This is a genomic window from Endozoicomonas arenosclerae, assembly GCF_001562015.1.
Lineage (GTDB): Bacteria > Pseudomonadota > Gammaproteobacteria > Pseudomonadales > Endozoicomonadaceae > Endozoicomonas_A > Endozoicomonas_A arenosclerae.
Genome location: NZ_LASA01000066.1, coordinates 86,302 through 101,676, shown reverse-complemented (window position 1 = coordinate 101,676; position 15,375 = coordinate 86,302). Strand labels below are relative to the sequence as shown.

Below are 15,375 nucleotides of genomic sequence, written 5' to 3'. Positions count from 1 at the left end.
GGAACGGTATTTGAAGTGGCTGAGGGTTAGCTCAATCCAACGGTAACATTCGTCCTTGGAGTCCCAGCCGGGCTCCAGACAGTCTGCTTGTGAAAGGAGGCTTCTTACATCCTCCAGGGTTTTGATGAAATGGGTGTTCATGATGATTTTCATATCCTCATCATGAACGACAGTGCTGAAGTCGGCTCATTTCATGTTAGAAACCAGCCCCTTCTTCAGGCTCATTTCATATTGGAAGAGACTGGGAGTTGTCGCGAACAGAAAACTGCTGCTACATTGGAAGTTCAAAAATCAAACAGTGTCATTATGGGCAGGCATACCTCTTTTAATAAAGACAAGGCGCTGGATAACGCTCTCGCTCTATTCTGGTCCAGAGGATTCTCGGCATCTTCCCTGAGACAACTGGAGGAAGCCACTGATTTACACCCGGGCAGCCTTTATCACCACTTTAAAAACAAGGAAGGTTTGTACCTCCATGTTCTGCAGTATTACATTGAACACTACCTGCAGCTGAGAATCCAAAAATACCTGGGTACCGGCAACCCTATGGAGGGCCTTCGTCGGTTTCTGACTGCCGGTTACCGCCACCCTCGTGAGATGCAATATCAAAACTGCTGCTTCCTGGCCTGCACCAGCACAGAACTGCATTTGTTGCCGGAGCAGGCTGCCGAACTCGTCAGACAGGCTGTTGAAACCCTACAACAGGCTCTTCTGACCCAGATCCACAAAGGTGCAGAGAAAAACCTCATAGCCCCCAGCCTTAGCAGTGCAGAAGCAGCCAGAGAACTGACCAGCTTTTTTCTGGGCCTGCAACTCATGGCCAGGATCAGCCCCAACCAGCATCAGCTCGACATGCTGGTTAAACACAGCCTTCAACATATTCTGAATCCCAGTGGCTGAGTTCTGAATCACGACCAGAGCCATAGAACAGATCATCAGCCAAGGGCAAAAAACATTCTGCATGCCCTCCAAACTCGAGAAGCAACATAGCAATCTGCTTTTCAAGGTAAAACGATGGAAGCTTTTCAGTTTATTGCGTTGTTACAGCAGAAGCTTGTCGCTTTTGATAGTTATCTGAGAGCCATCTCCGCCTTTGGCTACTCCTACCACTTTCTTTTGATAGCAGGTCTCCTGTACTGGTCGGGCTACAAATACCTGGGTGCCCGTCTCGCCATTGGTACTGAGATCAGCACTACAGTCTTTGGTGCCTGCCGCCAGTTCTTTGCTTCACCAAGGCCCTACTGGCTTTATCCGGAACTCTACAATGGCATGTCAGAAAAAGCCTTCGGCATGCCCTCTGGTCACACTCAGAATGCCGTAGTGCTCTGGGGTCTCCTGGCCAGCACCTTAAAGAGTCGCTGGCTCTGGGCGCTGGCCCTGTTCATGATTTTTTCTACCGCAATCTCAAGGTTGTATCTGGGCGTCCACTTCCCTTCCCATATTCTGGTAGGCATCAGTTTTGGAACTATCATCCTTTTTCTCTTCATATCCTTGGAAAAACCCTTTCTTACCTACCTCAATGCCAAAACTTTCTGGAAGCGCTGTCTGATCGTGTTAGTTGCCTGTTCACTGCCACTGATGATTACGCTTTTGTTCAGAGAGATTTTTAACTGGGGAGCCGGGAATGGTGCTCTATTTCCCTACAGTAAAATGGCCAAATTTACCGGGTTATTTTGTGGAATAGGGCTGGGATTACTGTTTGCACCTGCATTTGGGAAACCCTCCTTGAGACTCTTTTTCACCCAGGCGCTGCCTGGAGCCTTCAGTGTTTCGCTGCTCTATAAGCTCCTGCCTTACCTTCCACAACCGGAAGATCTTCCCACTCTCTACTATCTTTTCCGCTGGCTCGAAGCTTTTCTAGTAGCATTCTGGGGAGCGGGCCTCTGGCCCATGACCTATCAAAGGCTTCTGGGAAAACACAGATAATTCGCTTCAAGCGATCAATATAACAGTCACAATAAAAACGATACGGAGTATTCAATGCGTTACCCGGTGGCTCTCGCGCTGTTTTTTTTGTGCGTTGCAACACTTTGCCAGGCTTATTGGATAGGAGACTCACACCTGTACCGGATGGCCGGAGAATCCGAAGGCCAGTATTTTGACAAACAAACTTATGCGTTCCCCTTAAGTCGTCCCTGGAGATACAGTGAAGCGAACCTTCAGCAGCTACTCCCAGAAGTCCTTATAGAAGATACGCACATTAATACTCTCAACAAGATCGCCTGGATCACCTTCTTTAACAATATCCGATGGCCTGAAGATCAACGCAACAACCGATATGTCTCAGACTGGCTCAGCACTCAATTTTCAAATCACGAGTTTTTCTGGGACCAGGCTTTCTGTACTTTCGGGTTTGGTCTCTATGCACACCGCTATTTTCCCATTACCGGAGGGTTGGATAATTTTTACCGGTTTCAGCATCCCAATGGTTTTATTCCCAGAGAAACCAGCCCTTATGGCTATGAAATCCATTACGTGCCTTCGCAACCCACATCTTTGATAAAGACCGAAAACGAGACTGATGAAGCACTCAATCGAGTCAGGGAAAAAAAAATCAGGGAACTCTACATCGAAGAGAATAAAAACAACCCGCCATTGGTCGCACACGCAGAATGGCGGTATTACCTGCTAAGCAGAGATGCACAAAGACTGCACAGAGTCGTTCTCCCTCTTGAGCACTATACCCAGTGGCAGGAAAACAACCGTCAGGTAAAAGCAGGCCCGCTGAAAGGGCTATTCTGGCAACGGGCCTTTGGCTCAGGTATGGATAATATTCCTCTTGGATTTGACACATGGTCCAAAGATGAACAAAAAATCAGTGGCCATTCATCACCCGAGGCCATTAACGTTATCGATTTACTTGATAAGAACGACGCCTGGCTCGACATATCTGCCCAGATGAAACTCCACTACGACGCCATGGCAAATATTGAACGGGTACTGGGAAATAACGAACAGTCTGAAGCTTACAAAGCAAAGTCCTCAGAGCTAAAGGACAAAATTAATGAGTGCATGTGGGATAGTCACAATGGAGGCTACTTTAATGTACGGGGCACCTGTGAAAACAAGGAAACCACTTTCACCCTGTCAATGTTCTGGACTCTCTATGCTGAAGTAGCCAGTCAAAGTCAGGTGGATGCCATGCTGCCCATGTTATCCAGCTCACTCTATTTCAAAAGCGAAATGCCCTACCCATCTCTGGCACAGATCTACTGGCCCATTCTTAAATGGCTGCGACTGTTACGATATCAGTTTAATGAAGACGGTAACTACTGGCAGGGAGGTTCCTGGCCACCATTGGTGTACATCACTCTGAAAGGCTTGATGAACTATGCCGCGGATAAACACAATGCCTGGCTCGAATATACCGCTTCAACGGAGAAATACCTTGAAAAGCTGGCTAACAATCTGATTCAGGCCAGTAATGAATCCGAAACCACTGAACCTGAAACACTCAAGGAACAGTTCTACGAATACAACAGTCCAACGAATGGTGGTCCCGGCAAAAGGAACGATGAAAAAAAGACCCCGGCTAAAAGTAACTTTCTTGGCTGGGCCGGACTGGGACCCATTGGTCTGGTTCAGGAAAGCCTGATAGGAATCAATGTCCATGAAACCAGCATCACATGGCACCTGCACAGATATGATACCCATGGCATCCGAAACCTTCACATTGGAAGCGGTGTTATTCACCTGGAAGTCTCGCCTGGCCAGCCGCTGCATGAATCCGACTTCACTCTGTCAGCCAAAGGACTGGTTGATCAGGGCATTGAAAGCCTGATTGTTTACTATCGGGAGGAGGAGGTCATGAAAAGGTTAACTTTTAATATGTCCGATTTGGAACAATGCCGGTAACATTAGGAGATCTGTATTTTTGCAAGACTCATAACTTATGGCTATTCAACAAATTATTGTCCATCAGCTGGAACAGGTACCAGGCAGTGACAACCTGACTGCAATTCCGGCAGGTCACAGCCTGACACCCACTCCGGCATTGGAAGCCATGCTGGACGATCTGCTGCAAACCTACAACAAGAAGCAGGACAAACAGTACGGTCAATTTAACCCGGAAGCTGAAAGCCCTTTCCCGGCAGAACTGGGCGAGTATCTGGAAGACAATCTGGACTTTACCACTCTGACTCAGAACACCCTGAACCAGCTTCTTGAAAAGCTGGATCAGGCTGGTGCCCTGGGTGGTGGCTATCTTTTGTTTGCAGACTATCAACAGGGTCTGACCCGCTATTTCATGCTTTGCATGCTGACCAGCAATGTCAGCGTAACGGTGACTGAAGACCTTTCTATTCAGGACGTTGCTTATCTGGATACCGCCAAAATGCCTCTGGCCTGCAGAATCAACATCACTGAGTGGCAGGGCAATGAAAACAGTGGCCGTTACCTTTCCTTCCTTCGCCCCCGCGGCGGCCGCCGACTGAGCGATGTCTTTCAGGAAGCCCTTGGGTGCAATGAAACCAGCAACAGTAAGGAAGAAGCCGATACGCTGGTCAGTGCCGTAAAAGAGTACGCCAAAGAAGCGCCCTCACTGGAGAATCACAAGGAAGTCAGCCGTCAGGTTTACGACTACTGCCAGACCAAAATAGACGAAGGTGATGCCCTGACTCTGGACGAGCTCACCGGCTACCTTAGCGAAGCAGGCTCCGATGACTTTGCCCGCTTCGTCAACACCCGTGATTACGATATGAGCCAACCCATGGCTCCAGAGAAGCGCACCCTGACCCAACTGGTTAAATTCACTGGCCGCAGCAAAGGACTCAACATTGCCTTTGATGCAGAGTTACTCGGCACCCAGGTGATCTACAACAAGGACCTGAACCAGCTGGTGATCAAGGAAGTACCGGCAAAACTCAAAGAGCAGCTCGAAGGCAATAGCTGACACTAACTTAAGGTGTGCATTTGCATGCCTTGATGGGTTTTGATAGTGATATTAAAAGGCTGTCACAATCAAGTGGCAGCCGGGACATCCGATACATAAGGGATGATTTCACTGTTTCCGGGTCCCATCATGCCTAAAGCTCTTAGACTGGCTCCACTGCTTTTTCTTCTGGCTCTGATGAATCAGGCCGTTGCTTCTGAACAGCCTGTAAAAAGTAACACCCTGACCTCTGAATATCTTCTGAAACAGGAACTGCTGTTAAATCAGCTGATCGTCAACATTCATCTTCTGCAGATTGATTTCCTCAACAAGGAAGCCAGAGAACAGATGCAAGATAATCTTGCCCTGTTAAACCAGAGCATCCCTGCCCTGCCAGAGCAATCCCGGGATCAGGAAACAGCCAAGCTGCTGGCTTCAACCCTGTCGCTCTGGCCTATCATCAGTAGACACGCCGCCTGGATGGCTGAACTGCCTGCGCATTCCCGCCCCCCTGAGGCTTCAACTCTGCTGCTGGCACTGGCCAAGCTGGATCGAAAACTGTTACTCCTTCGCCAAAAGCTCCTGACCCGCTTCCCTCACCGAAACAAAAAACTGGGCTTTCTTGAACAAGCTTTGCTGATGCAACGTTTATCACGGGAATACCTGAGTCTGACACTGTCTGAGTTGAAAGAGGACAAAACCGCTTCGGGAAGACTGCAGTTACAGACTCTGGCCAGACACTTTGAACAAAAACTATCAAAGCTCGATAAACAATTTGGCGATCACGCCCATGCTGCCAAACCGATAAAGCAGGCTCAGGCCGCATGGAACTTCATTAAGGTGGGTATTGATCAGTTTCCTGGAAAACCAGTCCCTGAACTGGTGGCCCGTTATGGAAGCACTATAGTCAGTCGCATGACTTCTGCACATCAGATGTTCTGATCTGTAGAAACACCTCGGCCTCCCCCCATGGGAAGCGCACAGAAAACTGCTGTTTCAAATCAAAGATACCGGGGACAGGGCAGTATTCCTGCAGAGGATAACTGACAGAAATAACTCTGCTTCCCGGCCTTAATGCCAGCATTCTCAGAGTCAGACAACGAATAGTCAGGTCACCCAGATTGGATGCATAGAGATAAACAAAAGAAGCTTCTGATAGATCCACTTCCAGATAGTCACCTTCAACAACATTCAGTTCAACAGCATTCATTCTTTGACTGACACGCTTGAGCCTTCGACAGAAGATGGGGACCTGCTCAATGGATGTCACTTTGACACCGGCAAAAGCTGCCAGCCAGAGAGATGTAAATCCACTGCCCGCCCCCAACTCGAAAACATGATCCCCAGAGTCAATTTCTGCTTTTTTACAGATCTCATCTAGTACGGTTAATGGCGTCTCCCCGTAAAGATACACGTCATTTGACTTTCTTTTAACAAGGAAACGTTTACTGACCTGAAAGGGGCTGTCCAATAGATATCGGAGCTTCAGTTCAAGAAAAGCCTTGAGGAAAAGACGTTGAGAGGAGTAACGGAGAAGTACCTTGAAAAGCTCAAGCCAATCAAAGTACTGAACCTTTAAACCTAATAGAAACAGTTTCACCCGATGCGTCCAGATTCCATTCTGCCCCTATTAGATTGATGGACAGCGCGAGCCGGGTCAACTGTGACAGAATGGCCAAATAGCACTTATGTTCAGACAATTATGGATATTTTTCAGTCAAATTCAGGTTAACTATTGGCAGATCCACTGTTTAAAGAGCATACTCTAGAAATTCCAAAGGCTATACAGTGATACGGAGTGGCAGCATGGAGAAAACTCAAACCCGTCTCTACCCTGAAGATCAAGCCAAGGTTGATCGTTTTATCAGTTCCGGAACCAATGCAACTGAACGCAATAGTTTCAGACCTCTCAAGCTGATGCTCTGGCTGGCCGTGATTATTGTTATTCTGGGTGTTCTCAGCCGTGTAATTGGCACCTTTATTCTTGGGTGAAGCTGTGATCAGACAGCCAAGGGTGTGTTCTCAATCAGTTTCCCTCTCCAAAAAATAAAAGTTAATACATGATTGTATTACCAGACTGATTCAGAACACTCCTTTATAAAAATAGAGAGAATAAAGTGACTGATCAGCTGCATAAGATAGTTATTGTCGGAGGTGGTGCCGGTGGACTTGGACTCGCCACCAAACTGGGCAAAAAACTGGGAAAGAAAAAGAAAGCTCATATCACTCTGGTTGATGCACGAAAAACCCATTTCTGGAAACCCCTGTTGCATGAAGTAGCTGCGGGCTCTCTGAATGCTTTTGAAGACGAACTCAGCTATTTAGCCCAAGCCAAATGGAATCATTTCCAGTTTCTCCCCGGACGCATGTCAGATCTGGATAGAGACAACAAAACCATCACGCTGGCTCCTATCACTGATGATGCCGGTGAAGAAGTCGTACCTGAGCGTAATCTCGAATACGATGATCTGGTGATCTGTGTGGGCAGTACCGCTAATGACTTCAATACTCCCGGAGCCGTGGACCACTGCCTGTTTCTCGATAACCGGGAACAGGCAGAGAGGGTCCACACTACTCTGCTGAACCACTACCTTCATGCCCAGGCTTCCCACGAAGCTTCCCCAGAGCTGAACATCGCCATTATTGGAGCCGGAGCAACGGGTGTAGAACTAGCGGCAGAACTCCATCATGCCGCCATCGAGCTCGCTCGATACGGCCTTGATGCCATACAACCGAATAAGGTCAAGATCACCATTATTGAAGGCAGTGATCGTATACTTCCTGCCCTGCCCATACGGATCAGTAGCAGCGTGCATAAACAGCTGCAAAAACTGGGCGTGGTTATACAAACCAACCAGCTGGTCAGTGAGATCACCAAAAAAGGTCTGAACACCAAAAGCGGTGACTTTATTGATTCCGATCTGAGTATCTGGGCTGCCGGTATTAAAGCCCCGGCATTTTTAAAAGATATTGCCGGGCTGGAAACCAACAGGATTAACCAGTTATTGGTCAGGCCTACATTGCAAACAACACTGGACGATCACATCTATGCACTGGGAGACTGCGCCAGCTGCACTCTAAAGGATAATAATGGCGAACCGATCACTATCCCCCCCAGAGCTCAGGCAGCCCACCAGCAAGCGGAAATGCTCGCTAAGAGCCTGATGGGTCATGTTCTGGACAACCAGCAGCCCTTGACCTTTACCTACAAGGACTATGGCTCTCTGATTTCCCTGAGCCGTTTCAGCGCTGTAGGCAACCTGATGGGCGCTATTACCGGTGGAGAGATGATGGTGGAGGGGATGATGGCCAAAATGTTTTACATCAGCCTTTATCGAATGCACCAGGTAGCCTTGTTTGGTCGATTCCGAACAGGAACTCTGATTCTGAAAGACTTTATCGGTAAAACCACCCGACCTCATTTGAAACTGCATTAACGAACACAGCAGGATTCAAAGATCCCGGAAATGATTTCAGTTGTTTTCGGGATTTTTTTTCCACACCAATAAAAAAGCCGGTTCAATGAACCGGCTTTTTTATGAAATGGTGGGTCGTGTAGGATTCGAACCTACGACCAATTGGTTAAAAGCCAACTGCTCTACCAACTGAGCTAACGACCCAACACTTAATAAGATACGCAATCTTATCAAGCTGTGCTTTTCAAGACACTGAATTGTAATGGTGGGTCGTGTAGGATTCGAACCTACGACCAATTGGTTAAAAGCCAACTGCTCTACCAACTGAGCTAACGACCCACAATGCTTTATGAACGCGCAGTTCAAAAAACAGACTCTTGCTTAAGAGTCAGAAGATGGCTCCCCGAGCTGGACTCGAACCAGCGACCCAATGATTAACAGTCATTTGCTCTACCAACTGAGCTATCGGGGAATAATGATGGTGGGTCGTGTAGGATTCGAACCTACGACCAATTGGTTAAAAGCCAACTGCTCTACCAACTGAGCTAACGACCCACAATGCCTACTGAATACGCAATCCAGAAAGCAAACTCTTTTTTAAGAGCTTTAAAATGGCTCCTCGAGCTGGACTCGAACCAGCGACCCAATGATTAACAGTCATTTGCTCTACCAACTGAGCTATCGAGGAATAAAATGGTGGGTCGTGTAGGATTCGAACCTACGACCAATTGGTTAAAAGCCAACTGCTCTACCAACTGAGCTAACGACCCAAGCCGTTTATTAAACACGCAGTTTAACAAACTTTCAACTCTTTATAATCGGAAGTGATTAAGAAGAGTTGGCTCCCCGAGCTGGACTCGAACCAGCGACCCAATGATTAACAGTCATTTGCTCTACCAACTGAGCTATCGGGGAATCGTTGTCGGCGATGCGTTTGCGTCATCACCTGACGGCAGCGAATATTAATGAGATTTCTGGCTGAGTCAAGTCCTTCTCCCGAGCTTTATTCAAAAAAGCTGCTAAAAAAAGCATCAAAATAGCAGTCTGACATAGGTAGGAGCCTGTCAGACTCAAGACAATTTCGGCCTGAATTCCAGAAAGAGCGGCCAGATTTTCCGATGCATTTACTTAAATAGGTCAACTATTCGCATAAATCCATAGAAAAATCTGACTCGCTCTACTGAAATTCATGCTCGAAAGCTTAAGTCCGACAAGCTCCTAGCCCTATGGAAAAGAAGCCCCCTGATCCAGCCCGTGGCGGGTGATGCGATCGTACTTTATCTCTTTTTCGACATACTGATTAATAATGCTGTCACCCAACTCATTAGCCTTCTTCTCCAGTTTCTGACAGGAAGTTTCTGGCTTCATACTGGCAATAGCCTGCTCAATCTCAGTGGCGGCCTCAAAGCCAAACGCCTTATGACCACTTTCATGCTCCTGAAGAGCAGTGAAATAACGGTCCCACTTTTCCCTGAGTCGTTTCCTGGCGGAATCCCGGTTGATCCATTCAGGCAGAGTAAATTTAACTTCGAGTCGACTCGTTACTGCTTTAATCCGGCATTGATTGTTTGCCTCTGCCCATTCGAAGTGCCAACGCACATCCCATTTTGTAGAAGCATCAAATCGTTCACCGTCATCAATGACCGGACTTCTTTCATTCAGTTGCTGCCTCAGTTCATAGGGAGATGAGCCTTGTACCTCATAGTACTCGGTACTTGTTTCAACCACGGGGACGGCAAGGGTTGCCGTGGGTAGCAAAAGAAAAAACAGGAAATGCGTGATTCTGTGCATGGGATTACCTGACTGTATTGTTCTTTTTGTTCTTCGATTATCGACAGGAACTATATTATGTCACAGCTATACCGAGCCCGCTTAGACAGCCTTGTTTGATAGACGTAAACTTTTGTTATTACACACCCCAGAAACAGAAAAAGCTGCCATAAGGCAGCTTTTTCAATCATCAAATGATGAAGGCAGATATTACAGGCCTTCAGCACTCTCAGACAGGTACTTGGCAACACCTGCAGGTGATGCGTCCATACCTTTGTCACCTTTGTTCCAGCCAGCCGGGCAAACTTCGCCGTGCTCTTCGTGGAACTGCAGCGCGTCAACCAGACGAACCAGCTCATCCATGTTACGACCCAGAGGCAGGTCATTAACGATCTGGGAGCGAACAACACCGTCTTTATCGATCAGGAAAGCACCACGGAAAGCTACACCGCCTTCGGACTCAACGTCGTAAGACTTGCAGATGTCGTGAGCCATGTCAGCAGCCAGAGTGTACTTAACAGGACCGATGCCACCTTCGCTAACAGGGGTGTTACGCCATGCATTGTGAGAGAAGTGAGAGTCGATGGAAACACCGATCACTTCAGTATTACGCTCTTTGAACGCTTCGATGCGGTGATCCAGAGCGATCAGCTCGGAAGGACAAACGAATGTGAAGTCCAGTGGGTAGAAGAACAGAATACCGTACTTGCCACGAATCGCCTCGGACAGGGTAAACTCTTCAACAATCTCGCCATTGCCCAGGACGGCAGGAACAGTAAAGTCAGGAGCTTTCTTGCCAACCAGTACGCCCATGAATTTAATCTCCAAGGTTTAGTATGTATCGTTACGATCATGCAGTCATTGCACTGATCGCAATCATTTAAGCGACATCATGATACACCCGATAACGGCCATAGCCTACAAACCCCGGCACAAATATCTATAATTTTTCTCTCTCAACTGATAGATAAAATCTATCAACAACTACCAAACCATTAATTCTGAGGATCTTCCGAGACTGCCGGGCGCTAATACAAATAAGACATATTCTCATTGTATTTCAATAAGTTACCTTTGACAGAATCCAGTATAACTCCATACTTTGATAACCCTTGGTTTTATCGTGAAAACCATGCCCTCATTCGCACAGGATGAAATGGTTTTTTTCGCTCATGACTGTATGGAGCCCATACTATGCAAGGCGACAAAGGTGTTCTGGACCACCTTAATAAAGTACTTATGAATGAGTTGACCGCCATAAATCAGTACTTTCTGCATGCACGCATGCTGAAGAACTGGGGAGTCAACAAACTCGGCCAGTACATTTATAAGGAGTCCATTGATGAAATGTGGCACGCCGACTGGCTGATTGAACGTATTCTTTTTCTGGAAGGCATGCCTGACTTCAAATACATGCAAAAGCCTATTATTGCCGGCGATGTAAAAGGTATTCTGGAAGCTGACCTGCAACAGGAATTAAAAGCCATCCCCCCCTTGAAAGAAGCCATCGATGCCTGTGAAAAGGCAGGGGATTATGGATCACGTCAGTTACTGGAGAAGATTCTGGCGGCAGAGGAAGAACACATGGACAGTCTGGAGATCCATTTAAACCGGATCAAAACCATGGGGATGGAGAATTACCTGCTCTCTCAGAGCGAGGAAGACTAGATGTGGAGGATTGCTTCCTCCACATCTGAAAGATGACTGAGATTACTCAGCACCTTCCTCTTTACCAGCTGCAACCTTGATCATTTTCTGCAGGTCGCCGCTGTTGTACATTTCGATCAGGATATCACTGCCACCCACCAGCTCACCCTTGATCCACAGCTGTGGAAAGGTTGGCCAGTTCGCATATTTTGGCAGGTTGGCACGGATTTCCGGATTCGCCAGAATATCCACGTAGGCAAACTGTTCACCACAAGCCATCAGAACCTGAACAGCCTTGGAAGAAAAACCACACTGAGGCAGTTTAGGGGAGCCTTTCATATAGAGCAGGATGTCATGCGTTTCAATCTGCTCTTTAATTTGATCCATGATATCCATGAAGTCACCTCATCACCGTAATGGAATCAACAAGCCTTAATACCTTAAGAACGCTCTGTCACTTAAGTAAGCTGCTGGCACTGGCAACGCATTCTAAAGAAAATACCTGACTAACACCATTGGTTATACCGAAGTCCAATCCGACAACTACTGTTTAAGCGCTGCCTGGTATAAGGGGTCTACCTTAGCAACATTGGCCTGCAGCCCTGAGATTCGGGTTTCATGGGAAGGGTGTGTACTCATAAACTCAGGTACATTATTCCCCCCTTCCTGAGACATTTTCTCCCAGAGACTCACTGCTGCTTTAGGGTTATAGCCAGCACGGGCCATCAATTCCAGACCAATCAGATCCGCTTCAGCTTCATTGGTACGACTGTTTGGGAGAGTCAGGGCATAGTTGGCTACCGTATCGGCCAGACCATACGTATTAACGCCCAACAAGACCTGAATAGCATCCTTCCCCAGCTGAACCGCATAGGCTTGAGACATAGCTTCACGGCCATGCTCCCGCAACGCGTGAGCCATTTCATGACCCATAATAGCGGCCACTTCATCATCGGTCAGTTTGAGCTTATTCAGAATTCCCGAATAAAACATGATCTTGCCGCCCGGCATACAATAGGCATTTAACTGTTCGTCTTTCAGCAAATTGACTTCCCATTGCCAACTCACAGCATCCTGCCGATAGATCCCAACCTGACCTATCAAGCGGTCAGCAATTTCCCGCAGTCTTTGAACTTCAGCACGGTCCTGATTCAGCAACTCAGCTTTACGCCCTTCACTAAGGGCCTGCAGGTAAGCCTCTGCCGCCATGGTATTCACCTGATCTTCTGACAACATGGTGAACATACGCTGTTCTCGATCAACGCCCAGAGCACCACCAGAGGTAGTAGACACTGACTGACAACCCGTAAGCGACAGGGATAAAACAACAATTCCTGAGAAAGATTTAAGCCATTTTTTCATTTTTATACTTCTTCTCTATCCCCCAGCCACTGGCTCAGTGCATCACAGGCCTTAACCAACCTGGGGCAATACTCTTCCATAAAGTTTTCTGTTATTCCGGTGCCTGCAGCAGAAAGTGCCTGGCTACCGTCAAAGTCCACATAAGCTATGCGAGTATATAACTGCTCAGGCCTCATGCCAAAATCCGAGCCTGGCAACATGGCCACACCGGCTTCATCCAGAATGCGCTGACACAATGCTTCATCACTCTCTATTCCTTTGTGAGCCAGAGCATCTCGCCACTTCTGGAAGTTCACGAAAAGATAGAACCCCCCTTCCGGCGCTTCCATTTCCAGCTGGCAATTGCGAAGACGAGACACCATATAACCGGCAATCTCTTTCAACACCTTCCTGCTCGCATCAAGATAAGCATCAATAGCAGAGGAAGGCGTAAAAGCGGTAATGGCCGCGTATTGTGTAGGCGCACTGATAGACGTGAATGTTTCGCTGGCTATCACTGCCATGGCATCCTGCAAAGGCCTTAATTCCTCGGGAAAAGCCATCAGCCCCAGCCGCCAGCCGCCCGCTCCGCACCACTTACTCAAACCACTGCTGATGACAGTACCTTCAGGGTAGAACTCTGCCAGAGAATGAAACTCACCGGAAAAAGTAGTTTCAGCATAAATTTCATCCGCAACAATGATCAGTTTGTGTCTACGAGCCACCTCAGCCAATGCCTTCAGGCTGCCAACATCATAACTGCAACCGGTGGGGTTGGAGGGGTAATTCAGAATCAGTAACCGTGTTCTGGCTGGATTTTCCTGACAGTATTGATCCAGCTGTTCAGGTTGAACCTGCCAGCGGTTTTCAGCAGACACCTGCAAATAAGACACCTTACGTCCAAGCAGGTGGGCCTGAGGAGCATAAGAAACCCAGGAAGGCGTCGGTATCAAAAGATCCGACTGACAGGCCATCTGCAGATTGAACAGTAACTCTTTTGAACCAGGACCTATCAGAACACTGTCGGATGTATATCCCAGACCGGTTTGCCTTTTGTAATAATCAGCAACTGTCGCTCGAAGTGACTGTAAACCTTTAACGGGCAGGTAATCTTTCTCTCGGGCCGCCGCCTGAAGAGACTCCACGACGACTTCCGGAACAGGAAAAGGTGACTGCCCCAGACCCAGTTTGATAACAGACTTTCCCTGAGCAATCAGCTGGTTACTTTCCTCATTGATTTTAAGTGTTGCAGAGGGTTTGAGAGAACGAACTGAAGGACTCAACTGGTCTAATTCGAACATGATGGCACCGCTTTCCTTGGCTGATGTTCTCTGATTATTGACCGACTGATCAGGAAGGTAAATGGTTAATCTGACATTACTTCAGGTGCCCTGTATAGAGTGGCCTCTATACTGAGATAAAAGCCAAATCAGGGAATGAGTCATGAGCATCCAGGGACCGGGAAACACCCCCAAACCTAACTCCCCCAATAACAGTAAACCCGAGCCTAAAGAGAATCAGAGCAAAGGCATCTGGTCCTGGGGCAAAAGTATTTCCAAATCTATTTATGACTGGGTTGACTACTCGACTCCTCCTCTCAAGCAGGAAAACGGCAAACAGCTGCCCGATTATCAAATTTCCCAAGCAACTACCGATTGCTTCTCCGGCCAGTTACCTACCAGTATGCAGGCCCTCGCCAAAAAGCTTCCCTCTCTGAGCCAGTCAAGAGAGGTCTCAGAGGGAGATCCCAAGCTGTCTGAGGAGTGGAATTTTATTGCCCGGAAACTGACCCGACCCGCTGAACTCTCCCCTAAATCAACACGAAACGAGTCAAAAGGCTATTTGACAGACAAAGACCGCAACAGACACTTTTCATTAAACGCTGTACTGCCTGATCAGTCATTCATTGATACAGGTGATGTCAACCAGATACTGGATCGCTGCCTGGAACAATACCCGACAAAAGATTTGCCACTAGTAAAATGTCAGATGACAGAACTTTGCACCCAGACAGCCTCTAACTCCCTCCACAGCCTGTTACATGCCCACCTCCAGGACTTATTGGGCGAAGATGTCATCCCGATATTTCCAAAGAGTGCCAAGGTCACCACCACCTTTATTTGCAAAAATAATTATGTCGAAGCCCATATCCTGGTTCATGCTGACTCGTTCCAATTGATGGATGTTTTAACCAGTGACAGAGCTGAAATACATTGCAAAACTTCAATGAAGGCCAAGGTCGAAATCCCACTCAACTCACCTGGCTCAGGCTCTCTGAAGCATCTATCTTTAGGTCTTGGAGATGTAACACGAGTAGTGGCTCAGGGATAA

Annotated in this window: 15 protein-coding genes and 7 tRNA genes; 9 read left to right on the top strand and 13 right to left on the bottom strand. The window is 47.6% G+C overall.

Annotation, left to right across the window (positions count from 1 at the left end):
- Positions 1-129 precede the first annotated feature (129 nt).
- From WG89_RS10030 to WG89_RS10010, 5 genes are all read left to right on the top strand, one after another.
- Positions 130-900 carry a TetR/AcrR family transcriptional regulator gene (locus tag WG89_RS10030; RefSeq protein ID WP_062265041.1) on the top strand — a complete coding sequence of 257 codons (771 nt, stop codon included), beginning with the start codon at positions 130-132 and terminating at the stop codon, positions 898-900.
- Positions 901-1,014: 114 nt separating this feature from the next.
- On the top strand, positions 1,015-1,926 hold the full coding sequence (locus tag WG89_RS10025; protein ID WP_062265030.1) for a phosphatase PAP2 family protein: 912 nt from the start codon (positions 1,015-1,017) through the stop codon (positions 1,924-1,926).
- 54 nt (positions 1,927-1,980) lie between these two features.
- The gene (locus tag WG89_RS10020; RefSeq protein ID WP_153301511.1) at positions 1,981-3,855 is read left to right on the top strand and encodes an MGH1-like glycoside hydrolase domain-containing protein; all 1,875 of its coding nucleotides are present in this window, start codon (positions 1,981-1,983) and stop codon (positions 3,853-3,855) included.
- Between the two features lie 37 nt (positions 3,856-3,892).
- Positions 3,893-4,891: a nucleoid-associated protein gene (locus WG89_RS10015; RefSeq protein ID WP_062265018.1), complete on the top strand. Its 999-nt coding sequence runs from the start codon at positions 3,893-3,895 to the stop codon at positions 4,889-4,891.
- A gap of 129 nt (positions 4,892-5,020) precedes the next feature.
- Positions 5,021-5,812 (top strand): hypothetical protein, encoded by a 792-nt coding sequence (locus WG89_RS10010; RefSeq protein WP_153301510.1) that lies wholly within the window; start codon positions 5,021-5,023, stop codon positions 5,810-5,812.
- Here the strand turns inward: WG89_RS10010 and WG89_RS10005 are convergent.
- Positions 5,778-6,470, bottom strand: a complete 693-nt coding sequence (locus WG89_RS10005) for an rRNA adenine N-6-methyltransferase family protein (RefSeq protein WP_062265012.1) — start codon at positions 6,468-6,470, stop codon at positions 5,778-5,780. The genes WG89_RS10010 and WG89_RS10005 overlap by 35 nt on opposite strands.
- A 206-nt stretch (positions 6,471-6,676) precedes the next feature.
- Between WG89_RS10005 and WG89_RS10000 the strand changes: the two genes are divergently transcribed.
- Entirely contained in the window at positions 6,677-6,862 is a 186-nt protein-coding gene (locus tag WG89_RS10000; RefSeq protein ID WP_062265009.1) for a DUF3094 family protein, read from the top strand.
- A gap of 125 nt (positions 6,863-6,987) precedes the next feature.
- Complete coding sequence (locus WG89_RS09995; protein WP_172806768.1) at positions 6,988-8,307, top strand: NAD(P)/FAD-dependent oxidoreductase; 1,320 nt, start codon at positions 6,988-6,990, stop codon at positions 8,305-8,307.
- A gap of 107 nt (positions 8,308-8,414) precedes the next feature.
- On the opposite strand, the gene WG89_RS09990 is transcribed toward WG89_RS09995, so the two are convergent.
- From WG89_RS09990 to WG89_RS09950, 9 genes are all read right to left on the bottom strand, one after another.
- Positions 8,415-8,490 (bottom strand) — tRNA-Lys (locus WG89_RS09990).
- A 59-nt stretch (positions 8,491-8,549) separates the two neighbouring features.
- Positions 8,550-8,625: transfer RNA gene (locus tag WG89_RS09985), tRNA-Lys, on the bottom strand.
- Positions 8,626-8,682: 57 nt separating this feature from the next.
- A tRNA-Asn gene (locus WG89_RS09980) sits at positions 8,683-8,758 on the bottom strand.
- A 7-nt stretch (positions 8,759-8,765) separates the two neighbouring features.
- Positions 8,766-8,841, bottom strand: a tRNA-Lys gene (locus WG89_RS09975).
- 57 nt (positions 8,842-8,898) lie between these two features.
- Positions 8,899-8,974 (bottom strand) — tRNA-Asn (locus WG89_RS09970).
- Positions 8,975-8,980: 6 nt separating this feature from the next.
- A tRNA-Lys gene (locus WG89_RS09965) sits at positions 8,981-9,056 on the bottom strand.
- Positions 9,057-9,125: 69 nt separating this feature from the next.
- Positions 9,126-9,201, bottom strand: a tRNA-Asn gene (locus WG89_RS09960).
- Positions 9,202-9,510: 309 nt separating this feature from the next.
- Entirely contained in the window at positions 9,511-10,077 is a 567-nt protein-coding gene (locus tag WG89_RS09955; protein WP_062265007.1) for a DUF922 domain-containing Zn-dependent protease, read from the bottom strand.
- 189 nt (positions 10,078-10,266) lie between these two features.
- Positions 10,267-10,869: a peroxiredoxin gene (locus tag WG89_RS09950; RefSeq protein ID WP_062265004.1), complete on the bottom strand. Its 603-nt coding sequence runs from the start codon at positions 10,867-10,869 to the stop codon at positions 10,267-10,269.
- A gap of 381 nt (positions 10,870-11,250) precedes the next feature.
- Here WG89_RS09950 and bfr point away from each other — a divergent pair, with 381 nt between their 5' ends.
- Entirely contained in the window at positions 11,251-11,724 is a 474-nt protein-coding gene (gene bfr / locus WG89_RS09945; protein WP_062265001.1) for a bacterioferritin, read from the top strand.
- Between the two features lie 42 nt (positions 11,725-11,766).
- Here bfr and grxD read toward each other — a convergent pair whose 3' ends face one another.
- The 3 genes from grxD to WG89_RS09930 form a co-directional block, all read right to left on the bottom strand.
- Positions 11,767-12,099, bottom strand: a complete 333-nt coding sequence (gene grxD / locus WG89_RS09940; RefSeq protein WP_062264998.1) for a Grx4 family monothiol glutaredoxin — start codon at positions 12,097-12,099, stop codon at positions 11,767-11,769.
- A 147-nt stretch (positions 12,100-12,246) separates the two neighbouring features.
- Positions 12,247-13,065: a M48 family metallopeptidase gene (locus tag WG89_RS09935; protein WP_062264995.1), complete on the bottom strand. Its 819-nt coding sequence runs from the start codon at positions 13,063-13,065 to the stop codon at positions 12,247-12,249.
- A gap of 2 nt (positions 13,066-13,067) precedes the next feature.
- A complete protein-coding gene (locus WG89_RS09930; protein ID WP_062264993.1) occupies positions 13,068-14,345 on the bottom strand; it encodes a pyridoxal phosphate-dependent aminotransferase in 1,278 nt (425 codons plus the stop codon).
- 142 nt (positions 14,346-14,487) lie between these two features.
- Between WG89_RS09930 and WG89_RS09925 the strand changes: the two genes are divergently transcribed.
- The gene (locus WG89_RS09925; RefSeq protein ID WP_062264990.1) at positions 14,488-15,375 is read left to right on the top strand and encodes a hypothetical protein; all 888 of its coding nucleotides are present in this window, start codon (positions 14,488-14,490) and stop codon (positions 15,373-15,375) included.

Bases quoted from the DNA above. Each gene is read 5' to 3' on its own strand.
- WG89_RS09950 (WP_062265004.1), bottom strand. From the start codon at position 10,869: ATGGGCGTACTGGTTGGCAAGAAAGCTCCTGACTTTACTGTTCCTGCC.
- WG89_RS09955 (WP_062265007.1), bottom strand. From the start codon at position 10,077: ATGCACAGAATCACGCATTTCCTGTTTTTTCTTTTGCTACCCACGGCA.
- WG89_RS09925 (WP_062264990.1), top strand. From the start codon at position 14,488: ATGAGCATCCAGGGACCGGGAAACACCCCCAAACCTAACTCCCCCAAT.
- WG89_RS10010 (WP_153301510.1), top strand. From the start codon at position 5,021: ATGCCTAAAGCTCTTAGACTGGCTCCACTGCTTTTTCTTCTGGCTCTG.
- WG89_RS10030 (WP_062265041.1), top strand. From the start codon at position 130: ATGGGTGTTCATGATGATTTTCATATCCTCATCATGAACGACAGTGCT.
- WG89_RS10000 (WP_062265009.1), top strand. From the start codon at position 6,677: ATGGAGAAAACTCAAACCCGTCTCTACCCTGAAGATCAAGCCAAGGTT.
- WG89_RS10020 (WP_153301511.1), top strand. From the start codon at position 1,981: ATGCGTTACCCGGTGGCTCTCGCGCTGTTTTTTTTGTGCGTTGCAACA.
- WG89_RS10015 (WP_062265018.1), top strand. From the start codon at position 3,893: ATGGCTATTCAACAAATTATTGTCCATCAGCTGGAACAGGTACCAGGC.
- bfr (WP_062265001.1), top strand. From the start codon at position 11,251: ATGCAAGGCGACAAAGGTGTTCTGGACCACCTTAATAAAGTACTTATG.
- WG89_RS09930 (WP_062264993.1), bottom strand. From the start codon at position 14,345: ATGTTCGAATTAGACCAGTTGAGTCCTTCAGTTCGTTCTCTCAAACCC.
- grxD (WP_062264998.1), bottom strand. From the start codon at position 12,099: ATGGATATCATGGATCAAATTAAAGAGCAGATTGAAACGCATGACATC.
- WG89_RS09935 (WP_062264995.1), bottom strand. From the start codon at position 13,065: ATGAAAAAATGGCTTAAATCTTTCTCAGGAATTGTTGTTTTATCCCTG.
- WG89_RS10025 (WP_062265030.1), top strand. From the start codon at position 1,015: ATGGAAGCTTTTCAGTTTATTGCGTTGTTACAGCAGAAGCTTGTCGCT.